Origin of the sequence: Rhodococcus sp. DMU2021 (genome assembly GCF_019641445.1) — a bacterium.
Taxonomy (GTDB): domain Bacteria; phylum Actinomycetota; class Actinomycetes; order Mycobacteriales; family Mycobacteriaceae; genus Rhodococcus; species Rhodococcus pyridinivorans.
Map to the genome: position 1 here is coordinate 374,614 of NZ_JAIFKB010000003.1, position 19,624 is coordinate 394,237.

The 19,624-nt window shown below is 68.3% G+C and carries 17 protein-coding genes and 3 tRNA genes; 6 read left to right on the forward strand and 14 right to left on the reverse strand.

The window, feature by feature from the left end:
- The 5 genes from K3M35_RS07770 to K3M35_RS07790 form a co-directional block, all read right to left on the reverse strand.
- Positions 1 to 897: a MoxR family ATPase gene (locus K3M35_RS07770; protein ID WP_006554514.1), complete on the reverse strand. Its 897-nt coding sequence runs from the start codon at positions 895 to 897 to the stop codon at positions 1 to 3.
- 29 nt (positions 898 to 926) lie between these two features.
- Positions 927 to 2,210: a glutamate-5-semialdehyde dehydrogenase gene (locus K3M35_RS07775; protein WP_006554515.1), complete on the reverse strand. Its 1,284-nt coding sequence runs from the start codon at positions 2,208 to 2,210 to the stop codon at positions 927 to 929.
- Between the two features lie 48 nt (positions 2,211 to 2,258).
- On the reverse strand, positions 2,259 to 3,365 hold the full coding sequence (locus K3M35_RS07780) for a D-alanine--D-alanine ligase family protein (RefSeq protein WP_039958672.1): 1,107 nt from the start codon (positions 3,363 to 3,365) through the stop codon (positions 2,259 to 2,261).
- A 71-nt stretch (positions 3,366 to 3,436) separates the two neighbouring features.
- Complete coding sequence (locus K3M35_RS07785) at positions 3,437 to 4,597, reverse strand: cystathionine gamma-lyase (protein WP_006554517.1); 1,161 nt, start codon at positions 4,595 to 4,597, stop codon at positions 3,437 to 3,439.
- A 5-nt stretch (positions 4,598 to 4,602) separates the two neighbouring features.
- Positions 4,603 to 5,601, reverse strand: a complete 999-nt coding sequence (locus tag K3M35_RS07790; protein WP_121209069.1) for an NAD(P)H-dependent glycerol-3-phosphate dehydrogenase — start codon at positions 5,599 to 5,601, stop codon at positions 4,603 to 4,605.
- 239 nt (positions 5,602 to 5,840) lie between these two features.
- On the opposite strand from K3M35_RS07790, the gene cofC reads away from it, so the two are divergent.
- From cofC to K3M35_RS07805, 3 genes are read left to right on the forward strand one after another with little or no spacing between them, the layout of a single operon-like run.
- Complete coding sequence (gene cofC, locus K3M35_RS07795) at positions 5,841 to 6,542, forward strand: 2-phospho-L-lactate guanylyltransferase (RefSeq protein WP_064061348.1); 702 nt, start codon at positions 5,841 to 5,843, stop codon at positions 6,540 to 6,542.
- Entirely contained in the window at positions 6,539 to 8,734 is a 2,196-nt protein-coding gene (locus K3M35_RS07800; RefSeq protein ID WP_024101376.1) for an RNA degradosome polyphosphate kinase, read from the forward strand. Before cofC ends, K3M35_RS07800 begins: the two co-directional genes overlap by 4 nt.
- A gap of 13 nt (positions 8,735 to 8,747) precedes the next feature.
- The gene (locus K3M35_RS07805) at positions 8,748 to 9,704 is read left to right on the forward strand and encodes an NUDIX hydrolase (protein WP_121209286.1); all 957 of its coding nucleotides are present in this window, start codon (positions 8,748 to 8,750) and stop codon (positions 9,702 to 9,704) included.
- A 95-nt stretch (positions 9,705 to 9,799) separates the two neighbouring features.
- On the opposite strand, the gene K3M35_RS07810 is transcribed toward K3M35_RS07805, so the two are convergent.
- From K3M35_RS07810 to leuC, 3 genes are all read right to left on the reverse strand, one after another.
- Positions 9,800 to 10,498, reverse strand: a complete 699-nt coding sequence (locus K3M35_RS07810) for an HU family DNA-binding protein (protein WP_220666229.1) — start codon at positions 10,496 to 10,498, stop codon at positions 9,800 to 9,802.
- Positions 10,499 to 10,668: 170 nt separating this feature from the next.
- Complete coding sequence (leuD, locus tag K3M35_RS07815; protein ID WP_006554524.1) at positions 10,669 to 11,265, reverse strand: 3-isopropylmalate dehydratase small subunit; 597 nt, start codon at positions 11,263 to 11,265, stop codon at positions 10,669 to 10,671.
- A 28-nt stretch (positions 11,266 to 11,293) separates the two neighbouring features.
- Positions 11,294 to 12,721: a 3-isopropylmalate dehydratase large subunit gene (leuC, locus tag K3M35_RS07820; protein ID WP_019288377.1), complete on the reverse strand. Its 1,428-nt coding sequence runs from the start codon at positions 12,719 to 12,721 to the stop codon at positions 11,294 to 11,296.
- Positions 12,722 to 12,837: 116 nt separating this feature from the next.
- Here leuC and K3M35_RS07825 point away from each other — a divergent pair, with 116 nt between their 5' ends.
- Positions 12,838 to 13,539: an IclR family transcriptional regulator gene (locus K3M35_RS07825; RefSeq protein ID WP_006554526.1), complete on the forward strand. Its 702-nt coding sequence runs from the start codon at positions 12,838 to 12,840 to the stop codon at positions 13,537 to 13,539.
- A 105-nt stretch (positions 13,540 to 13,644) separates the two neighbouring features.
- The gene (locus tag K3M35_RS07830) at positions 13,645 to 14,157 is read left to right on the forward strand and encodes a pyridoxamine 5'-phosphate oxidase family protein (protein WP_121209066.1); all 513 of its coding nucleotides are present in this window, start codon (positions 13,645 to 13,647) and stop codon (positions 14,155 to 14,157) included.
- 53 nt (positions 14,158 to 14,210) lie between these two features.
- Here the strand turns inward: K3M35_RS07830 and K3M35_RS07835 are convergent.
- The 5 genes from K3M35_RS07835 to K3M35_RS07855 all read right to left on the reverse strand — a co-directional run bounded on the left by K3M35_RS07835 (position 14,211) and on the right by K3M35_RS07855 (position 17,128).
- A tRNA-Glu gene (locus tag K3M35_RS07835) sits at positions 14,211 to 14,283 on the reverse strand.
- 83 nt (positions 14,284 to 14,366) lie between these two features.
- Positions 14,367 to 14,439 (reverse strand) — tRNA-Glu (locus tag K3M35_RS07840).
- 86 nt (positions 14,440 to 14,525) lie between these two features.
- A tRNA-Gln gene (locus K3M35_RS07845) sits at positions 14,526 to 14,597 on the reverse strand.
- A gap of 215 nt (positions 14,598 to 14,812) precedes the next feature.
- On the reverse strand, positions 14,813 to 16,285 hold the full coding sequence (gene gltX, locus K3M35_RS07850) for a glutamate--tRNA ligase (RefSeq protein WP_220666230.1): 1,473 nt from the start codon (positions 16,283 to 16,285) through the stop codon (positions 14,813 to 14,815).
- 66 nt (positions 16,286 to 16,351) lie between these two features.
- The gene (locus tag K3M35_RS07855) at positions 16,352 to 17,128 is read right to left on the reverse strand and encodes a fumarylacetoacetate hydrolase family protein (RefSeq protein WP_006554529.1); all 777 of its coding nucleotides are present in this window, start codon (positions 17,126 to 17,128) and stop codon (positions 16,352 to 16,354) included.
- A gap of 110 nt (positions 17,129 to 17,238) precedes the next feature.
- Between K3M35_RS07855 and K3M35_RS07860 the strand changes: the two genes are divergently transcribed.
- Positions 17,239 to 18,435 (forward strand): MFS transporter, encoded by a 1,197-nt coding sequence (locus tag K3M35_RS07860; protein ID WP_006554530.1) that lies wholly within the window; start codon positions 17,239 to 17,241, stop codon positions 18,433 to 18,435.
- A 99-nt stretch (positions 18,436 to 18,534) separates the two neighbouring features.
- Here K3M35_RS07860 and K3M35_RS07865 read toward each other — a convergent pair whose 3' ends face one another.
- On the reverse strand, positions 18,535 to 19,545 hold the full coding sequence (locus tag K3M35_RS07865; RefSeq protein ID WP_006554531.1) for a 3-isopropylmalate dehydrogenase: 1,011 nt from the start codon (positions 19,543 to 19,545) through the stop codon (positions 18,535 to 18,537).
- Between the last annotated feature and the right edge of the window lie 79 nt (positions 19,546 to 19,624).

The following is a 19,624-nucleotide window of genomic DNA, read 5'->3' on the forward strand; positions in this document are numbered from 1 at the left end:
TCAGTTCAACCGGAGCTCGGCGGCAGCGCGGATCTGGTCGGACTGGTGCTTGAGGATCACGCCGAGCGTGCTGCGCAGCGCGGTGTCGTCGAGGGTGTCGAGTCCTAGTGCGAGCAGGGTGCGACCCCAGTCGATCGTCTCGGCCACCGACGGCACCTTCTTGAGCTGCATGCCGCGGAGCACGCGGACCGTGCGTACGAGTTGGTCGGCGAGCGCGTCGGGCAGATCGGGGACCCGGCTGGCGAGGATGCGTCGTTCGAGGTCGGCGTCGGGGAAGTCCAGGTGCAGGAACAGGCACCGGCGCTTGAGCGCTTCGGACAACTCGCGGGTGGCGTTCGAGGTGAGCACCGCGAACGGCTTGCGGGTGGCCCGGATGGTGCCGAGTTCGGGCACCGTGACCGCGAAGTCACTGAGCACCTCGAGCAGCAGGCCTTCGATCTCCACGTCGGCCTTGTCGACCTCGTCGACGAGCAGCACGGTCGGATCCTCGCGGCGGATCGCGGTGAGCAGCGGCCGCGACAGCAGGAACTCCTCGGAGAAGACGTCTTCCTTGGTGCGGTCCCACGACTCGCCCGCCGCGGCGGTCGCCCCTGCCGACTGGATGCGCAGGATCTGCTTGGCGTGGTTCCACTCGTACAGTGCGCGGGACTCGTCGACGCCCTCGTAGCACTGCAAGCGCACGAGTTCGGCCTCGGAGGTCTCGGCGACGGCGCGGGCAAGTTCGGTCTTGCCCACGCCCGCGGGTCCCTCGATCAGCAACGGCTTGCCGAGGCGATCGGCGAGGAACACCGCGGTCGCGGTGGACTTGTCGGCGAGATAACCGGTACCGGCCAGACGATCGACGACGTCCTGGACGTCCGCGAAGATCGGCGGGGTGGTGGGCAGCGCACGATCCACACTGGTTCCTTTCGTCGGGCCGGTCTCGATCAGGCGGGACGGGTGTGGCCGTCGCCCCACACCACCCACTTCGTCGACGTCAGTTCGGGCAGACCCATCGGGCCGCGAGCGTGCAGCTTCTGGGTGGAGATGCCGATCTCCGCGCCGAATCCGAACTGCTCGCCGTCCGTGAACGCCGTCGAAGCGTTGACCATAACGGCTGCGGCGTCCACGCGCGTCGTGAACTCCCGAGCAGCGGCGAGGTCCGAGGTGACGATCGCCTCGGTGTGGCCGGTGCCGTAACGGTCGATGTGGTCGACGGCCGCGTCGAGGTCGTCGACCACCGCGAGGGCGACGTCGAGCGAGAGGTACTCGTCGGACCAGTCCTGGTCGGTCGCGGGCACGAGGCCGGGCAGGTCGCCGTGGACCGTCACGCTGTGTTGCTGGAATGCCTGCAGGAGCTTCGGGACGGCGGTGTCGGCGATCGCCTTGTCGACGAGGATCGTCTCGGCGGTGTTGCACACGCTGGGCCGGCGGGTCTTCGCGTTGATCACGATCTTCTCCGCCATCTCCAGATCGGCCGCCGAGTGGACGTAGACGTGGCAGTTGCCGGTGCCCGTCTCGATCGTGGGGACGGTCGCGTCGCGCACCACCGCGGCGATCAGACCGGCGCCACCGCGCGGGATCACGACGTCGACCAGGCCTCGGGCCTGGATCAGATGCGTGACCGACGAGCGGTCGGCGCTCGGCAGCAGCTGCACGGCATCGGCGGGGATGCCCCGGCTCTCGAGCGAGGCGCGCAGCACCTCGACGAGCGCGGCGTTGGAGCGGGCCGCGGACGACGAGCCGCGCAGCAGCGCGGCGTTGCCGGACTTCAGAGCGAGACCGAATGCGTCGACCGTGACGTTGGGCCGTGCTTCGTAGACCATGCCGACCACGCCGAGCGGGACGCGCACCTGGCGCAGCTCGAGACCGTTCGGCAGCGTCGAGCCGCGGACGACGCCGCCGATCGGGTCGGGCAGTCCGGCCACCTGGCGCAGGCCGGCGGCGATCCCGTCGATCCGGGCAGAGGTCAGGCGCAGGCGGTCGAGGATGGCCTCTTCGGTGCCACCGGCGCGGGCGGCCTCGATGTCCTCCGCGTTCGCGGCGAGGACGGTGTCGGCGGCGGCGAGCAGAGCGTCGGCCGCGGCGTGCAGAGCCGCGTCCTTCTCGGTGGTGGTGAGCAACGCGAGACGACGGGAGGCCACGCGGGCGCGACGCGCAGCTTCGTGGACGGCCTCACGGGTGTCCGTGCCGGCGTCGGTCGCAGCTGAGTCGGGGGTCACGGCAGTCATGTATCCAGCCTAGTCGGGTCCTCGCGGAAGCCGACAGGCCGTGTGCCGTCAGCGCAGGCCGGTGCCCCGCGCCAGCGCCGTCTCCACCAGGATCGACAGCAGCTCGGCGTACTCCACTCCGGTGGCGTCCCACATCCTCGGATACATCGAGATGGAGGTGAATCCGGGCATCGTGTTGATCTCGTTGATCACCGGTCCGTCCTCGGTGACGAAGAAGTCGACGCGGGACAGGCCGTGGCAGTCGAGGGCGCGGAACGCCCGGACCGCGAGTTCGCGGATCCGGTCGGAGGTCTCCTCGTCGAGCTTGGCCGGGACGTCGAACTCGCAGACGTCGTCGAGGTACTTCGTGTCGAAGTCGTAGAACGCCTCGTGGTCGTCGGAGGTGTCGGGCATGCGGATCTCGGCGACGACACTCGCGCGGACGTCGCCGTCCGGGAACTCGAGCACGCCGCACTCCACCTCGCGGCCGATGATCGCGGACTCGACGATGACCTTGGGGTCGTGCTGCCGGGCCTTCGCGACGGCGTCGTCGAAGGCGGCCCAGTCGGCCACGCGACTGATGCCGATGGACGATCCGCCGCGGGCGGGCTTGACGAAGACGGGCAGGCCGAGGCGGGTCTTCTGCTCCTCGGTGAGGGTCGCGGTGCCGGGACGCAGGACGATCTGGAAGCCGACGGGCAGGCCTTCGGCCGCGAGCAGTTTCTTGGTGAACTCCTTGTCCATCCCGGCGGCGCTGGCAAGAACCCCGGGACCGACGTACGGGATGTCCGCGAGTTCGAGCAGACCCTGGATGGTGCCGTCCTCGCCGTAGGCGCCGTGCAGGACGGGGAACACCACGTCGACCGAGGCGAGCACCCGGCCGTAGGAGCCCTCGTCGAGGGCGACGATGTCGCCACCGCGGGTCGGATCCGCGGTGAGGACGAGATCGGAGCCGTCGCCTGCGACGACGGGCAGTTCGCGACCGGCCGCGGCGAGGCCGGCCGGGTCCGCGTCGCCGAGGACCCATGCGCCCTCGGGAGTGATGCCGATGGGCACGACCTCGTACTTCTCCGGATCCAGGTTGCGCAGGATGCTCCCTGCCGAGATGCAGGAGACGGAATGTTCGTTGCTGCGACCACCGAAGACGACGGCCACCCGGGTTCGGGGCATACTCACGTGTCGAACCGTACCGGGTGGCGATCTCCGCGTGTCGAGCGAGTCCTAGGCGGGTGGGGCCGGACACCCTGCTATGTCTCCGCGGGCTCCGGTCTCCCTCGGTGGAGGGTCGTCTCCTTCAGCGCCGCGTCGAGATCGGCGAGCAGATCCGCGGTGTCCTCGATTCCGCACGACAACCGGACGAATCCCTCCGGCACCGCATCGCCCCATCGTGCGCGACGATCCGCTGTCGTGTGGATACCGCCGAAGCTGGTGGCGGGTGCGACGAGCGTGGCCGCGCGGACGAAGCGGTGCACCTCGTCGCGGCCGGGTAGCCGGAAGGTGACGAGGGGGCCGAAGCGGCTCATCTGGCCGGCCGCCACGGCGTGGGCGGGGTCGCCGGCGAGTCCGGGATAGCGGACGTCCGTGACAGCGGCGTGCTCGAGCAGCATCCCGGCGACGGCGAGCGCGTTGGCGCACTGCCGTTCGAAGCGCAGTCCGGCGGTGCCGAGGCTGCGGTGCGCGAGCCAGGTCTCGAAGGGTCCCAGCACGGTTCCCGACAACAGTCGTTCCCGGTCGATCGCGGGCAGCAGTTCGGGATCGGCGACGGCGATGTATCCGAACAGCAGGTCACTGTGTCCGCTGAGCGATTTCGTCCCGCTGGCCACCACGACGTCGGCGCCGAGGTCGAGGGGCAGCTGGCCCAGGGGTGTGGCGGTGGTGTTGTCGACGAGCAGGAGCGCGTCGGAGACGTGGCACGCGGTCGCGATCGCGCGCAGGTCGACAGTGTCGAGGCCTGGATTCGACGGGGTCTCGACCAGTACGACGGAATTGTCGGGAGCGGTCACCAGAACGTCGGTCAGGGTGCCGTCACCGAACTCCGCGACCGACATCTCGACGACCTTCACTCCGTGCGGCGCCAGGAATTCCTGCGCGTACGCGCGCACCTGGTAGTAACCGTCGGAGGGGACGACGACCGTGCCGCCCGGGGCCACGAGGGATCGCAGGGCGACCGTGATCGCCGACATTCCCGAGCCGACGACGCGGGCGGCCGAGGCGTGCTCGAGGTCGGCGAGCGCTGATTCGAGTGCGCGCCAGCCGGGATTCGAGGCCCGCGCATAGGTGTCGACGTCGTCGCGCTCGTCCTCCCCGAGGAGATACGGCGCCGCGAAGACCGGTCCCGCCTGCAGCGGGGAGCCCGGAACACCCTCGTGTGCAACTGCCTTCACACAGCGAGTCGAATCGCCCGTCATGCCACTCATTCCGGCTTGATCCGGCGTCCGAGCAGCTGCCCGATCGCGTCCTGCACCGACATGCCTTCGTGGCACACGCGGTGCACGGCGTCGGTGAGCGGCATCTCGACGTCGTAACTCGCTGCGAGGGCGCGGACCGAGGTGCACGACTTGACCCCTTCGGCCACCTGACCGTGGGTGGCCTCCTGCGCGCTCTCGAGGGACTCACCGCGGCCGAGTCGTTCGCCGAACGAACGGTTGCGGGACAACGGGGACGTACATGTGGCGACGAGATCGCCGACACCGGCGAGACCGGCGAGCGTGGCCGGCTTGGCCCCGAGGGCGGTTCCGAGCCGGGTGATCTCGGCGAGACCGCGGGTGATAATGCTCGCGACGGTGTTCTCACCGAGCCCGACCCCGGCGGCCATGCCGCACGCGAGGGCAATGACGTTCTTGCAGGCGCCGCCGACCTCGCAGCCGATGACGTCGGAGTTCGTGTACGGACGGAAATATTTTGTGGCGCAGGATTTCTGGATCTCCATGGCGCGGGTGGAATCGGGGCACGCGATGACGGTCGCGGCCGGTTGCCCCTCGGCGATCTCACGGGCGAGGTTGGGGCCGGACAGCACGGCGATGCGATTCTGCTCGGCGCCGGTGACCTGACCGATCACCTGACTCATGCGCATCAGGGTGCCGCTCTCGATTCCCTTGGCGAGACTGAGAAGTGTCGCGTCCGGTCCGATATCTGCCTTCCACTCCTCGAGATTGGTACGCAGGGTCTGACTCGGGACGGCGAGGACCACGAAATCGGCGCCCTCGAGGGCCACCCGATGATCGGCCGTCGCCTTCAGCGAGTGCGGCAGTTTCACACCGGGTAGATAGTCGGAGTTCTCGTGCCGCTCGGCGATGCCACGCGCCACCTCCTCGCGCCGCGCCCAGATCGTCACGTCCGTTCCGGCGTCGGCCAGCACCTTGGCGTACGCCGTCCCCCACGAACCCGCGCCCAGAACTGCTGCTGTGGTCACGCCATCCTCACTCTCATCCGATGCCCGGCACTCACGCTCGCGATCGGCCTGGAGCGGGCGGTCGCGACCGGTTCGGTCCGGGCGGTCACCACCCACGGTCGCACCCAGTATCGCGCAGGCTCCACCGACACCGCGCCGGGTCGGAGGACGGACCGCACACGACCCGGTCGCACCGGGCGGTCGTGCGGTTCGTCACCTGGCGCGACCGTGCGATTCGATACTGATGGCACAATCGGGCAATGCCCGCGACGCACGTGCTCGTTCCCGTCAAGGCCCTCGGCCTGGCGAAGTCGCGGCTCTCGCACGTCCTCGACCCGGCAGCACGGGAATCACTGGTGCTTGCGATGCTGCAGGACACCGTGACGGCGGCGCTGTCCGCCGGAGACGTGACGGTCACCGTCGTCACCGCCGACGAGCGGGTCGCGGCCGCGGCGCTGGACTGCGGCGCGGACGTCCTCCCCGATCCGGTGCGTCCCGACTCCCCCGACCCACTGAACTCCGCACTGCTCGCAGCGGCCCGCCGGGCGCGGGAGCACGCACCCGGCGCCGAACTCGTGGCGTTGCAGGCCGACCTTCCGTCCCTGCGGCCCGAGGATTTCGTGCTCGCACGCGAGACTGCGCGGCGGACCGGAACGGCCGTGGTCGTCGACCACACGGCGAGCGGTACGACGGCGTTGCTGCACTGCGTGAGCGGCACCCTGCCGCCACTGTCGTTCGGTCCGGGATCGGCCGGTCGCCACATCGATGCCGGTGCGTACCCGGTACCGGACGCCCTCCCCGGACTGCGACTCGATGTGGACACACCGGACGATCTTGCCGCCGCACTGCAACTCGGCGTCGGACCGGCCACCGCGGCCGTGCTCGACACGGTCGAGTTCCCCCTGTGCCACCCGTGCGACAGCGCTGCAGGGAGCCGTCGCTCTGCAACAATGAACTCGTGACCAACGGCGATTCCCCCGATCCCACGAGTTCCGAGCACGCGGCACCATCCGGTGCCGCACGACCCGCCGGTCGCGTAGCGACCGCCACCAGCGCCCCTCCGGCCGCGACGGGACTGCAGTCGAGGACCGATCACGACAACACGCTTCCCGTCGACCGCTATCTCAACCGCGAACAGAGCTGGCTCGATTTCAACGCCCGCGTTCTCGCGCTCGCGGAGGACACCTCGCAGCCGTTGCTCGAACGCGCCAAGTTCCTCGCGATCTTCGCGTCGAATCTCGACGAGTTCTACATGGTGCGGGTCGCCGGGCTGAAACGTCGCGCCGAGACGGGGTTGTCGGTCCGGTCCGCGGACGGACTGACCCCGCGCGCCCAGCTCGCGCTCATCGCGTCGAGCACGCGCGAACTCGCCGGTCGCCAGGCGCAGGTCTTCCTCGACTCGGTCATGCCCGCCCTGGCGGCCGAAGGCATCTCGATCATCCGATGGGCGGATCTGACGGAGGACGAACGCCGACGACTGACACAGTATTTCGCCGACCAGGTCTTCCCGGTCCTGACGCCGCTCGCGGTCGATCCCGCACACCCCTTCCCGTACATCAGCGGCCTGTCCCTGAACCTCGCTGTCACGGTCAAGGATTCGCAGTCGTCCGGTGAACACTTCGCGCGCGTGAAGGTGCCCGACAACGTCGATCGGTTCGTCCGGGTCGATCGCGCGGGTTCGTCGCACGGACTGCCGGCCTTCCTCCCGCTCGAGGAGCTGATCGCCGCCCATCTCGACGTGTTGTTCCCGGGCATGGAGATCGTCGAGCACCACGCATTCCGCGTCACCCGCAACGCCGACTTCGAGGTCGAGGAGGACCGCGACGAGGATCTCCTTCAAGCCCTCGAACGCGAACTCGCCCGGCGGCGCTTCGGATCTCCCGTGCGGCTCGAGGTGTCGGACGACATGACCGAGCACATGCTCGACCTCCTGTTGCGCGAACTCGACGTCGATCGGGTGGACGTCGTCCAGTTGCCCGGGCTGCTCGATCTGTCGTCGCTGTGGCAGGTGCACGCCGTCGACCGACCGGATCTGAAGGACGCCCCCTTCGTGCCGGCGACCCATCCCGCCTTCGGCGAGCGAGAGACACCGAAGAGCGTGTTTTCCACCCTGCGCGAGGGCGACATCCTCGTCCACCACCCGTACGACTCGTTCTCCACGAGCGTGCAACGGTTCATCGAACAGGCCGCCGCCGACAGCCAGGTCCTCGCGATCAAGCAGACGCTGTACCGGACGTCGGGCGACTCCCCCATCGTCAACGCCCTGATCGCCGCTGCCGAAGCGGGCAAGCAGGTCGTCGCGCTCGTGGAGATCAAGGCACGCTTCGACGAGCAGGCCAACATCAAGTGGGCGCGCAAGCTCGAACAGGCCGGTGTCCACGTCGTATACGGACTCGTAGGTCTGAAGACACACTGCAAGACCTGTCTGGTCGTGCGGCGCGAGGGTTCGACGATCCGCCGCTACTGCCACATCGGCACCGGCAACTACAACCCGAAGACCGCTCGTCTCTACGAGGACGTCGGCCTGCTCACGTCGTCACCCGAGATCGGCGCCGACCTCACCGACCTGTTCAACACCCTCACCGGATACTCCCGGAAGGCGCAGTACCGCAATCTGCTCGTCGCACCGCACGGAGTCCGCAAGGGCATCATCGAACGCGTCGAGCGTGAGATCGAGCACCACGCGGCCGGTCGCCCCAGCGGGATCCGGCTCAAGGCCAACGCCCTCGTCGACGAGCAGGTGATCGACGCGCTCTACCGCGCGTCGCGGGCGGGGGTGCGGACCGAGGTGGTCGTGCGCGGGATCTGTGCCCTCAAGCCGGGCGTGCCCGGCCTGAGCGAGAACATCACGGTGCGCTCGATTCTGGGGCGGTTCCTCGAACATTCGCGGTTGTTCCATTTCCGGGGCAGCGACGAGTACTGGATCGGTAGCGCCGACATGATGCACCGGAACCTCGACCGTCGCGTCGAGGTGATGGTGCAGGTGAAGAACACCCGGCTCGCAGCGCAGTTGGACGGCATCTTCGATTCCGCGCTCGACCCGGTCACCCGCTGCTGGATTCTCGAGGGCGACGGCACCTGGACGGCGTCCCCCGAGCCGGGAACCGCTGCCCGCGACCACCAGGTCGAACTCATGCGTAGTCGTGCGTCCTGAGGTGGAGGGAACGTTGACCGAATCACGCGACAAGCCCGTGAAGGCCAACATCTTCGCGGCGGGCGCGGTCCTGTGGCGTCCTGTCGACGAGAACGCTCCGGACGATGTGCAGGTCGCGCTCGTGCATCGCCCGCGCTACAACGACTGGTCCTTTCCGAAGGGCAAGCTCGACGCGGGTGAGACGGCCGTGGTTGCCGCGGTGCGGGAGATCGAGGAGGAGACCGGATTCCGCTCCGCGCTCGGCATTAGTCTCGGGAAGGTCGTCTACCCCGTTCCGGGTCACCGCAAGCTCAAGCGGGTGGACTACTGGGCTGCGCGGTGCCTCGACGGGCAGTTCGCGCCCAATGACGAGGTTGACGAATTGCGTTGGGTGTCCCCCGAAGAGGCATTCGATCTGTTGTCCTATCCGATGGACCGCAGTGTCCTGCGCCGGTTCCGCCGGGTGCCGTTGGACACGACCATGGCGCTGATCGTGCGGCACGCCAAGGCGGGTAGTCGGAAGAAGTACAAGGGCGACGACCGTTACCGGCCCCTCGATGCGTCCGGACGGGCGCAGGCCGAGGCTCTCGTTCCGCAGTTGACGGCATTCGGCGGCGACAGCGTGGTGTCCGCCGACCGCACGCGGTGCATCGCGACGGTCGAACCCTTCGCCTCCCGGCACGGACTCGAGATCGCGATCGAGCCGTCCCTGTCGGAGGAGGAGTACCGCGCCGATCCGGACCGCGGCCGCAAGCGGGCGCTGGAGATCGCGTCCGGTCCCGGCACTCCCGTGATCTGCAGTCAGGGCAAGGTGATCCCGCCGCTGCTGGAGTGGTGGGCCGAGCGCGACGGTCTCGCGCTGCCTCCGGCGCGGAACCGGAAGGCGAGCATGTGGGTGTTGTCGCTGCGCGGCGATCGTCTCGTCGCAGCCGACCACCTCGACAGCCCTCTTCCCACGGGCCGTCCACCGGCGGACGACGAGAGCATCTGACCGAGTACACACGACGGCGGCCACCGGATGTCCGGTGGCCGCCGTCGTCTCACCTGTGCGGCTCGCACGTGTGCGAGCCGCATCGCGGGTGGGTGTTACTTCTTGGTGCTCTTGCGGGCCGTGGTCTTCTTGGCCGGGCTCTTCTTGGCCGCGGTCGACTTGGTGGCGGTGGTCTTCTTCGCCGGAGTCGACTTGGCCGCCGTGGTCTTCTTCGCCGCGGTGGTCTTCTTCGCCGCGGTCGACTTGGTGGCGGTGGTCTTCTTCGCCGGAGTCGACTTGGTGGCGGTGGTCTTCTTCGCCGCGGTGGTCTTCTTCGCCGGAGTCGACTTGGTGGCGGTGGTCTTCTTCGCCGCCGTGGTCTTCTTCGCTGCGGTGGTCTTCTTCGCCGCGGTCGACTTGGTCGCCGTGGTCTTCTTCGCCGCCGTGGTCTTCTTCGCCGCCTTCTTCGCTGCCGCGGTCTTCTTGGCCGCTGCAGCTGCACCGCGCTTCACGGCCGGACCCGAAGCCGGGAGCTTCTGGGTGCCCGCGATGATGTTCTTGAAGGACTGGCCGGGACGGAAGGCCGGCACCGAGGTCGGCTTGACCTTGACCGTCTCACCCGTGCGCGGGTTCCGCGCGACACGCGCGGCCCGACGACGCTTCTCGAAGACACCGAATCCGGTGATGGTGACGCTCTTACCGTCGTGCACGGCGCGAACGATCGCGTCCACGATGTGCTCGACGGCCGCGGTGGCGGTGCGCCTGTCCGAACCGAGTTTCTCGGTCAGAACGTCGATCAGTTCTGCCTTGTTCATTGATTTCCTCCGCACATACACGGTCCACCGTCAGACCGACTCCAGTCCACGGTAGACCCGCAAACGGGCAAGAGTCTATGTGCCACGCGGATTCTCATGCAAATAACCTCCGGGCCCGGCCCGACGGGAGCGTCGGACCGGACCCGGAGAAGGCGCGTTCGGGGGTGTTTTCAGGGCGCCGGAAGGGTACTCGGTTTCCATGACGGCCTTGACTTTTCGTACTCGGAAATCGCGTCTACCTGGCGCAATGTCAATCCGATGTCGTCGAGACCCTCCAGCAGACGCCACCGCGTGTAGTCGTCAATGGTGAACGGCACCACGGTGGTTCCGGCGGTCACCGTCCGGTTCTCGAGATCCACTTCCAGTTCGAGTCCGGGCTGCTGCTCGATGAGCTTCCACAGCAGTTCGACGTCGTCCTGCGAGACCTGAGCGGCGAGCAGACCGGCCTTTCCGGCGTTGCCCCGGAAGATGTCGGCGAAGCGGGACGAGATCACGACCCGGAATCCGTAATCCGACAACGCCCACACGGCATGCTCACGCGAGGAGCCGGTGCCGAAATCCGGTCCGGCGACGAGAACGCTGCCGCGGTCGAAGGGCGGGGTGTTGAGGACGAAGGACGGGTCGTTGCGCCATGCGGCGAACAGACCGTCCTCGAATCCCGTACGGGTGACGCGCTTCAGGTACACGGCCGGGATGATCTGATCCGTGTCGACATTGGAGCGGCGCAGCGGGACGCCGATGCCCCTGTGGGTGGTGAAGGCTTCCATCGAAAATTCTCCTCGTCGGTCCTGTGGTCTAGTCCAGATCCGCCGGTGCGGAAAGCGTTCCCCGCACCGCGGTTGCGGCGGCCACGGCCGGCGAGACGAGATGCGTCCGTCCGCCCTTGCCCTGCCGTCCTTCGAAATTCCGGTTCGAGGTCGACGCGGAACGCTCGCCCGGCGCCAACTGGTCGGGGTTCATGCCCAGGCACATCGAGCACCCGGCCTGACGCCACTCGGCCCCTGCGGCGGTGAAGATCTCGCCGAGACCCTCCTCCTCCGCCTGCGCGCGCACCCGCATCGAACCCGGCACGACGAGCATCCGGACGCCGTCGGCGACCTTGCGGCCCTGCAGGACATCCGCCACGGCACGCAGATCCTCGATGCGGCCGTTGGTGCACGAGCCGACGAAGACGGTGTCGATCTTCACGTCGCGCAGCGGCATGCCCGGTTCGAGATCCATGTAGCGCAACGCCTTTTCCGCTGCAGACCGCTCGGTTTCGTCGGCGATCTCCTCGGGTACCGGAACGCTGGACCCGAGCGCAGCGCCCTGGCCCGGGTTGGTGCCCCACGTGACGAAGGGGGTCAGAGCGCTGCCGTCGATGTGGACCTCGGCGTCGAAAACCGCGTCGTCGTCGGTCTTCAGCTGCTCCCACGCCTCCACGGCAGCATCCCAGTCGGCGCCCTTCGGGGCGTGCGGGCGGCCCTTGATGAACTCGTAGGTGGTCTCGTCGGGGGCGATCATGCCGGCGCGGGCGCCCGCCTCGATCGACATGTTGCAGATGGTCATCCGCGCTTCCATCGACAGTGCGCGGATCGCCTCGCCGCGGTACTCGAGGACGTAGCCCTGTCCGCCGCCGGTGCCGATCTTCGCGATGATCGCGAGGATGAGGTCCTTGCTCGTCACTCCCGGCGCGAGGGTGCCGCCGACGTTGATGGCCATCGTCTTGAACGGCCGCAGCGACAACGTCTGTGTCGCCATGACGTGTTCGACCTCACTGGTGCCGATGCCCATCGCCAGTGCGCCGAAGGCGCCGTGGGTGGAGGTGTGGCTGTCGCCGCACACCACCGTCATGCCGGGCTGCGTGAGACCGAGCTGCGGGCCGACCACGTGGACGATGCCCTGATCGAGGTCGCCCATGGGGTGCAGACGGACACCGAACTCCTCGCAGTTGCGGCGCAGGGTCTCGACCTGTGTGCGCGAGACCGGGTCGGCGATCGGCTTGTCGATGTCCACCGTGGGGACGTTGTGGTCCTCGGTGGCGATCGTGAGGTCGGGACGCCGCAGCGGGCGTCCTGCCAGCCGCAGACCGTCGAAGGCCTGCGGGCTGGTCACCTCGTGTACGAGATGCAGGTCGATGTAGATCAGGTCCGGCTGTCGCGCCGATCCCTCTCCTTCACCGCGCACGACCACGTGCTGGTCCCACACCTTTTCCGCCAGAGTCTTTCCAGCCATCTTCTCCACCTTGTCGTACGTGACGAACGCGGGATCCCGGGGGCTGTCCGGCCGCGTATGGTGTCGTCCCCACCGTTCTCGGCATGCGATATGCTTCCCATTATGCGAGACGGAGGTATCGACCTATGAGACAGCATAGCGGGATCGGAGTGCTGGACAAAGCGATGACAGTCCTCCATGCGGTTGCCGAACAGCCGTGCAACCTCAACGAGTTGTGCGCGCGGACCGGCCTGCCCCGTGCCACGGCGCACCGTCTCGCCGTGGGCCTCGAGGTCCACCGCCTCCTCATGCGCGACAGCGACGGACAGTGGCGTCCCGGCCCCGGACTGGCCGAATTGTCCGCGGGCGCAGGCGACACGCTCGTCGAGGCCGCCTCGCTCGTCCTCCCCCGTCTGCGCGAGATCACCGGCGAGAGCGTGCAGTTGTACCGCCGCGAGGGCACCCAGCGGGTCTGCGTCGCCGCTCTCGAACCGCCGACCGGTCTGCGCGACACGGTCCTCGTCGGCGCACGCCTTCCGATGACGGCCGGCTCCGGCGCGAAAGTTCTGCTCGCGTGGGCCGATACGGCGACCCAGCGCGCCATCCTCCCCGACGCGGCCTTCGGTGAACGCGTGCTCGTCGAGGTCCGCCGCCGCGGCTGGGCGCAGAGCGCCGCCGAACGCGAACCCGGTGTGGCGTCGGTCGCCGCACCCGTGCGCGACAGCAGCGGTGGCGTGATCGCCGCGATCTCCGTATCGGGCCCCATCGACCGCATGGGCCGCCGACCGGGCGCCCGCTGGGCCGCCGACCTCCTCGCCGCCGCAGAAGCGCTCCAGAAGCGTCTCTGAGGCCGACCGCATGCCCGTGTCCCTCCCGGGTGGAGCCCAGGAGGGACACGGGCGGGGCGGGAGGAAGACAGCCGTGCGGCCCCACGCTCTGCCAGAGTGCTTCGCATGGGAACCAACCGCCGCGCAGGCATCACGATGACGGAGTCGGAGATCGACGAGTTCCTCCACCGCAGCCGGGTCGCGAACCTGGCGACCCTCGGACCGACGGGCACCCCGCACCTCGTCGCCATGTGGTACGCGGTGCTCGACGGGGAGATCTGGTTCGAGACGAAGGTGAAATCGCAGAAGGTGGTCAACCTCCGGCGCGACGATCGCGTGACCGTCCTCGTCGAGGCCGGCGACACCTACGACCAGTTGCGTGGCGTCTCGATCGAGGGGCGGGCGGAGATCGTGGACGACCACGACCGCCTGTTCGAGGTCTGCCGCGACGTGTGGGAGCGGTACACCGCCCCGTACACGGAGGAGGCGCGCCCCGCGGTGGAGCAGATGATGCACAAACGGGTGGCCGTCCGTGTGGTGCCCGCGCGGGTGCGTTCGTGGGATCACTGCAAGCTCGGGATGCCTGCCATGGAGATCGGCGGCACGACGGCCGCCTATCTTCCGTCCGCCGCGCACTGACCGCCCATACGCGAAAGGCTCTCCGATCGATGATCGGAGAGCCTTCGTGGTTGTACCCCCGATGGGATTCGAACCCACGCTACCGCCGTGAGAGGGCGGCGTCCTAGGCCGCTAGACGACGGGGGCCTGGAACTTTCCGAGGAATCGACGAGTCGACGCCTCCGAGAGAAGAACACCCACCGACCCGGAGATCGGTGGGTAGTCCGTTGTACCCCCGATGGGATTCGAACCCACGCTACCGCCGTGAGAGGGCGGCGTCCTAGGCCGCTAGACGACGGGGGCCTATGGAACTTCTTCTCTTCGCTTCCCGAAGGAAGCTCAGCCAGCATAGCTGGCTGAGACGTTGCGGGCAAACCGCCGCGTCTCAGCTGGGGTACCAGGACTCGAACCTAGAATGGCTGAACCAGAATCAGCTGTGTTGCCAATTACACCATACCCCAATGGTTTGTTCCTTCGGCCTGCCCTGCGGGCGTTGTGGCCTCCGTTCCGAACCGAGAAGAAGATTAGCACCAACCCCGCCACCAACTACAAATCGGCTGGTCAGAGGAGTGCAATCGAGCTCAGGACGAGCTCGGTGGCATGAAATCGAGCCCGGAGGGAGTTCGGCCCGTCGCCGGCGGGTGCCGACGACGGGCCGAGAGCGACCATGCAGGGGTCAGGCGATGCGCGCCCGCCCGGCACGCAGTCGTGCAAGGGTGCGCTCACGGCCGAGCAGTTCCATCGACTCGTAGAGCGGCGGGCTGACGTGCGAGCCCGTCACCGCGACCCGCACGGGAGCGAAGGCCTTCCTCGGCTTCAGTTCGAGCCCCTCGATCAGTGCGCTCTTGAGCGCCTCCTCGATCGCCGGCGTGGTCCACTCGGTCAGGCCCTCGAGGGCGGCGACGGAGGCGTCGAGCACGGGCGCGGCATCCTCCTTGAGATTCTTCGCCGCGGAGACCTCGTCGAGCGTGAAGTCGGCGTCGTCGACGAACAGGAACTTCAGCAGGTCCCACGCGTCCCCGAGAACGACGATACGGGTCTGTACGAGGTCGGCGGCCGTCCGGAAGAGCGCGTCGTCGACGTCGGCCCCGATCCGGCCGTGCTCGACGAGGTACGCCTTCAGCCGGATCGCGAACTCCTCCGGCTCGAGCAGGCGGATGTGCTCGGCGTTGATGGCGTCGGCCTTCTTCTGGTCGAACCGGGCGGGGTTCGAGTTGACCTTGGAGATCTCGAAGGCCGCGACCATCTCGTCGAGGGAGAACACGTCGCGGTCGTCGGCGAGACCCCAGCCGAGCAGAGCGAGGTAGTTGAGCAGGCCCTCGGGGATGAACCCGCGATCGCGGTGCAGGAAGAGGTTGGACTCCGGGTCGCGCTTGGAGAGCTTCTTGTTGCCCTGCCCCATCACGAACGGCAGGTGGCCGAACTCGGGCATGAAATCGGTGACGCCGATGCGCTGCAGCGCCGCGTACAGCGCAAGCTGACGCGGGGTGGACGACAGCAGGTCCTCGCCGCGCAGGACGTGTGTGATCTTCATCAGCGCGTCGTCGACGGGATTGACGAGCGTGTAGAGCGGGATGCCGTTGCCGCGGGTCAGCGCGAAGTCGGGCACCGAGCCCGCCTTGAAAGTGGTCTCGCCGCGGACCAGGTCGTTCCACGTGAGGTCCTCTTCGGGCATGCGCAGTCGCACGACCGGCTTGCGCCCCTCGTCGAGGAATGCCTGCCGCTGCTCCGGGGTGAGGTCGCGGTCGAAGTTGTCGTAGCCGAGCTTCGGGTCGCGGCCGGCGGCCTTGTGCCGCTCCTCGACCTCTTCCGGCGTCGAGAACGACTCGTAGGCCTCACCGGAGTCGACGAGCTTCCGCACGATCTCGAGGTGAAGGTCGCGTCGCTGCGACTGCCGGTACGGCTCGTACGGTCCGCCGACCTCCGGACCCTCGTCCCATTCGAGACCAAGCCACCGGAGGGCGTCGAGGATCGCCTGGTACGACTCCTCGGTGTCGCGTGCGGCGTCGGTGTCTTCGATGCGGAACACGAAGGTGCCGCCGTGATGACGCGCGAAAGCCCAATTGAACAGGGCGGTGCGCACCAGACCCACATGCGGGGTTCCGGTCGGTGACGGGCAGAAACGTACGCGTACTTCGCTGGTGGTCATGACTCGCTCAGGGTTGAGGATCGACGGGAGACCTTCCCAGGCTATCCGCCCCGCAGCGAGCTCCGGTCAGGATCCCTTGGCGACGACCGGATTCGTGAGCGTTCCGATGCCCTCGACGGTGATCGAGACTGTGTTGCCCGGCTCGATCGGTCCGACACCTTCGGGAGTGCCGGTGAGGATGACGTCGCCCGGCAGCAGGGTCATGACACCGGAGATCCATTCGATGAGCTTCGGGATGTCGTGCACCATCTTCGAGGTGCGGCTGCGTTGGCGGATCTGCCCGTCGACCTCCGCCGAGATCTCGAGATCGGAAGGGTCGATGTCGGTTTCGATCCACGGACCGAGCGGGCAGAAGGTGTCGTGGCCCTTGGCTCGGCCCCACTGGCCGTCCTTGCGCTGATGGTCGCGCGCGGACACGTCGTTGGCGATCGTGTAGCCGAGGATCGCCTCCCGGGCCTTCGCGGCGGGGACGTCCTTGCAGGGACGCCCGATGACCACGGCGAGTTCGGCCTCGTGATGGACGAGCGAGGTGGTGGGCGGAATCACGATGGGCGCGCCCGGGCCCACGATCGACGTGTTGGGCTTGAGGAAGATCATCGGCTCGTCGGGGACCTCGTTGCCCGACTCGGCGGCGTGGGCGGCGTAGTTGCGACCGACCGCGATCACCTTGGTGGCGAGGATCGGGGCGAGAATCCGCACGTCGGCGAGGGGCCAGCTCCGGCCCGTGAAGGTGGGGTTCCCGAAAGGATGCTCGGCGATCTCCTTCGCCGTCGCGGACTTCCCCTCCCCTTCGATGCTCACGAACGCGACACCATCCGGGCTGGCAATTCGACCAAGGCGCATGTCCGGAGTCTAACGGTGCGCGCACACTGCGATCGACGCCCGGGTGCCGCGGGTATAGAGTCCGACCAAGATTTCATATAACGGTACGACTTTCTCGGATAGTGGGACTCATGGACACTCCGGACATCGGTCGGCGCCGATGGCTGATCCTGGCCCTCGGCGTCCTCGCCCAGGCCTCCCAGGCCACCGTCATCAACGGCGTCGCCTTCCTCATCCCAATCCTGAACCAGGAGGGTGGCTTCACCCTCGCCCAGGCCGGAACCCTCGCCGGCGCACCGATCCTCGGCGGCGTGTTCACGCTCGTCGTGTGGGGCGCGATCGCCGACCGGTTCGGCGAACGTCTCGCGCTGGCCGCCGGACTCGGGATCGCGGCCGTCTCGATGGGACTCGCGAGCGCGACCACCTCACTGGACCTGTCCCGCACCACCTCCGCAGCACTGCTCGGCCTATTGCTGATGTGTGCGGGAGCCGGCGCCGTGAGCGCCAATTCGGCGAGCGGTCGCGTGGTGGTCGGATGGTTCCCGCCGCACCAGCGCGGCCTCGCGATGGGCATCCGGCAGATGTCGGTGCCGCTGGGTGTCGCCGCGGGCGCACTCGTCATCCCCACTCTCGCGGGCGACCACGGGATCGCCTGGGCGCTCTCGTTTCCCATGCTCGCGTGCGGGCTCGCAGCCGTCGTCTGCGCGGTCGGCGTGGTGGATCCGCCCCGACCCGGACGGGTGGAGGCCGAGCGCGCAGGCGTGCTCGGCAATCCCTACCGGAGTTCCATGTCCCTCACGCGGATCCATCTCGCGTCGATCCTGCTCGTCGTTCCGCAGTACGTCGTGTGGACCTACGCCCTGGTCTGGCTCATCGCCGACCGCGGCTGGGACGAGGTCGGCGCCGGTCTCGTCATCACCGCCGCCCAGATCCTCGGCGCCCTCGGACGTGTCGTCACCGGGGCCTGGTCCGATCGGGTGGGCAGCAGGCTGGGACCGATGCGCCTCGTCGCCGCATCGGTCGTCGTGTCGATGGTCGCGCTCTCCGTCACGGCGTGGACGGATTCGGCGATCGCGGTGGGCGTCCTGCTCGTCGCGTCGATCCTGACCTCGGCGCCGAACGGGTTGGCATTCACTGCCGTCGCGGAGATCGCCGGCCCGTTCTGGGGCGGCCGCGCACTCGGGATCCAGAACACCGGGCAGTTCGTGTTCGCCGCGGCCGTCGGACCGGTCTTCGGTGGGCTCATTGCCGCGGTCGGATTCCCCGCGGCCTTCGCCCTGGCCGCCATCGCTCCCGCAGCGGCGGTCCCGGTGATACCGAAGGACTGATACGCGAAACGCGCGTGGCGCCGGACGGGACGTACCCGCCGGCGCCACGCGCGTTTGTGCCGAAGAACTCGGTGCCCGGAGAGAATCCGCGCTCAGAGATCAAAGAGAAGCAGCGATCCGATCGCCGATCTCGGTGGTCACGATCGGACCGGTGCCACGATTCGCGAGGTCGGCCTCGACGGCCCGCTCGACGCGTGCAGCATCCTCCTCGCGCCCGAGATGGCGCAGCAGCAAGGCGGTGGACAGGATCGCCGCGGTGGGATCGGCGATGCCCTTGCCGGCGATGTCCGGTGCCGAGCCGTGGACCGGTTCGAACATCGACGGGTTGGTGCCCGAGGCGTCGATGTTGCCGCTCGCGGCAAGGCCGATACCGCCGGTTACGGCGCCGGCGAGGTCGGTGATGATGTCGCCGAACAGGTTGTCGGTGACGATGACGTCGAAGCGCGACGGGTCGTCGACCATGTAGATGGTCGCGGCGTCGATGTGACAGTAGGCCGTGGTGACCTCAGGGAACTCCTTGCCGACGGTCTCGACGGCGCGGGTCCAGATGGCGCCGGCGTTCGACAGCACGTTCGTCTTGTGGATGAGCGTGACGTGCTTGCGGCGGGTCTGCGCGAGCTCGAAGGCGTAGCGGACCACGCGCTCGGCTCCGAACCAGGTGTTCACCGAGACCTCGGTGGCGATCTCGTGCGGGGTGCCGACGCGGATCGCTCCCCCGTTGCCGGTGTACGGGCCCTCGGTGCCCTCGCGGACGACGACGAAGTCGATCTCGTGGTCGGCGGCGAGCGGCGACTTCGAACCCGGGTACAGGCGCGACGGCCGCAGGTTGACGTGGTGGTCGAGTGCGAACCGCATGTTCAGGAGGAGACCGCGTTCGAGGATGCCCGGCGTGACCGACGGATCGCCGATGGCACCGAGGAGGATCGCGTCGTGCTCGCGGATCGCGGCGAGATCGGCATCGGGCAGGAGTTCGCCGGTCGCGTTGTACCGGCGGGCACCGAGGTCGTACTCGGTCGTCTCGAGATCCGGGACGAGGGCGCGGAGCACCTTGAGAGCTTCCGCCGTGACCTCGACACCGATGCCGTCACCGGGGATGACCGCAAGTTTCATGAGCACTACTCACTTCCTGTGCGACGGTGGCCGCGACCGTGCAGACGGTCGCGGCCACCGGATGATGGAGAACCGAAGG

Coding starts and splice junctions, on each gene's coding strand:
- K3M35_RS07810 (WP_220666229.1), bottom strand. CDS start 10,498: ATGAACAAGGCAGAACTGATCGACGTTCTGACCGAGAAACTCGGTTCG.
- K3M35_RS07785 (WP_006554517.1), bottom strand. CDS start 4,597: ATGACGGGCGATTCGACTCGCTGTGTGAAGGCAGTTGCACACGAGGGT.
- K3M35_RS07855 (WP_006554529.1), bottom strand. CDS start 17,128: ATGCGCCTTGGTCGAATTGCCAGCCCGGATGGTGTCGCGTTCGTGAGC.
- K3M35_RS07825 (WP_006554526.1), top strand. CDS start 12,838: ATGAGACAGCATAGCGGGATCGGAGTGCTGGACAAAGCGATGACAGTC.
- cofC (WP_064061348.1), top strand. CDS start 5,841: ATGCCCGCGACGCACGTGCTCGTTCCCGTCAAGGCCCTCGGCCTGGCG.
- leuD (WP_006554524.1), bottom strand. CDS start 11,265: ATGGAAGCCTTCACCACCCACAGGGGCATCGGCGTCCCGCTGCGCCGC.
- gltX (WP_220666230.1), bottom strand. CDS start 16,285: ATGACCACCAGCGAAGTACGCGTACGTTTCTGCCCGTCACCGACCGGA.
- K3M35_RS07860 (WP_006554530.1), top strand. CDS start 17,239: ATGGACACTCCGGACATCGGTCGGCGCCGATGGCTGATCCTGGCCCTC.
- K3M35_RS07830 (WP_121209066.1), top strand. CDS start 13,645: ATGGGAACCAACCGCCGCGCAGGCATCACGATGACGGAGTCGGAGATC.
- K3M35_RS07775 (WP_006554515.1), bottom strand. CDS start 2,210: ATGACTGCCGTGACCCCCGACTCAGCTGCGACCGACGCCGGCACGGAC.
- K3M35_RS07865 (WP_006554531.1), bottom strand. CDS start 19,545: ATGAAACTTGCGGTCATCCCCGGTGACGGCATCGGTGTCGAGGTCACG.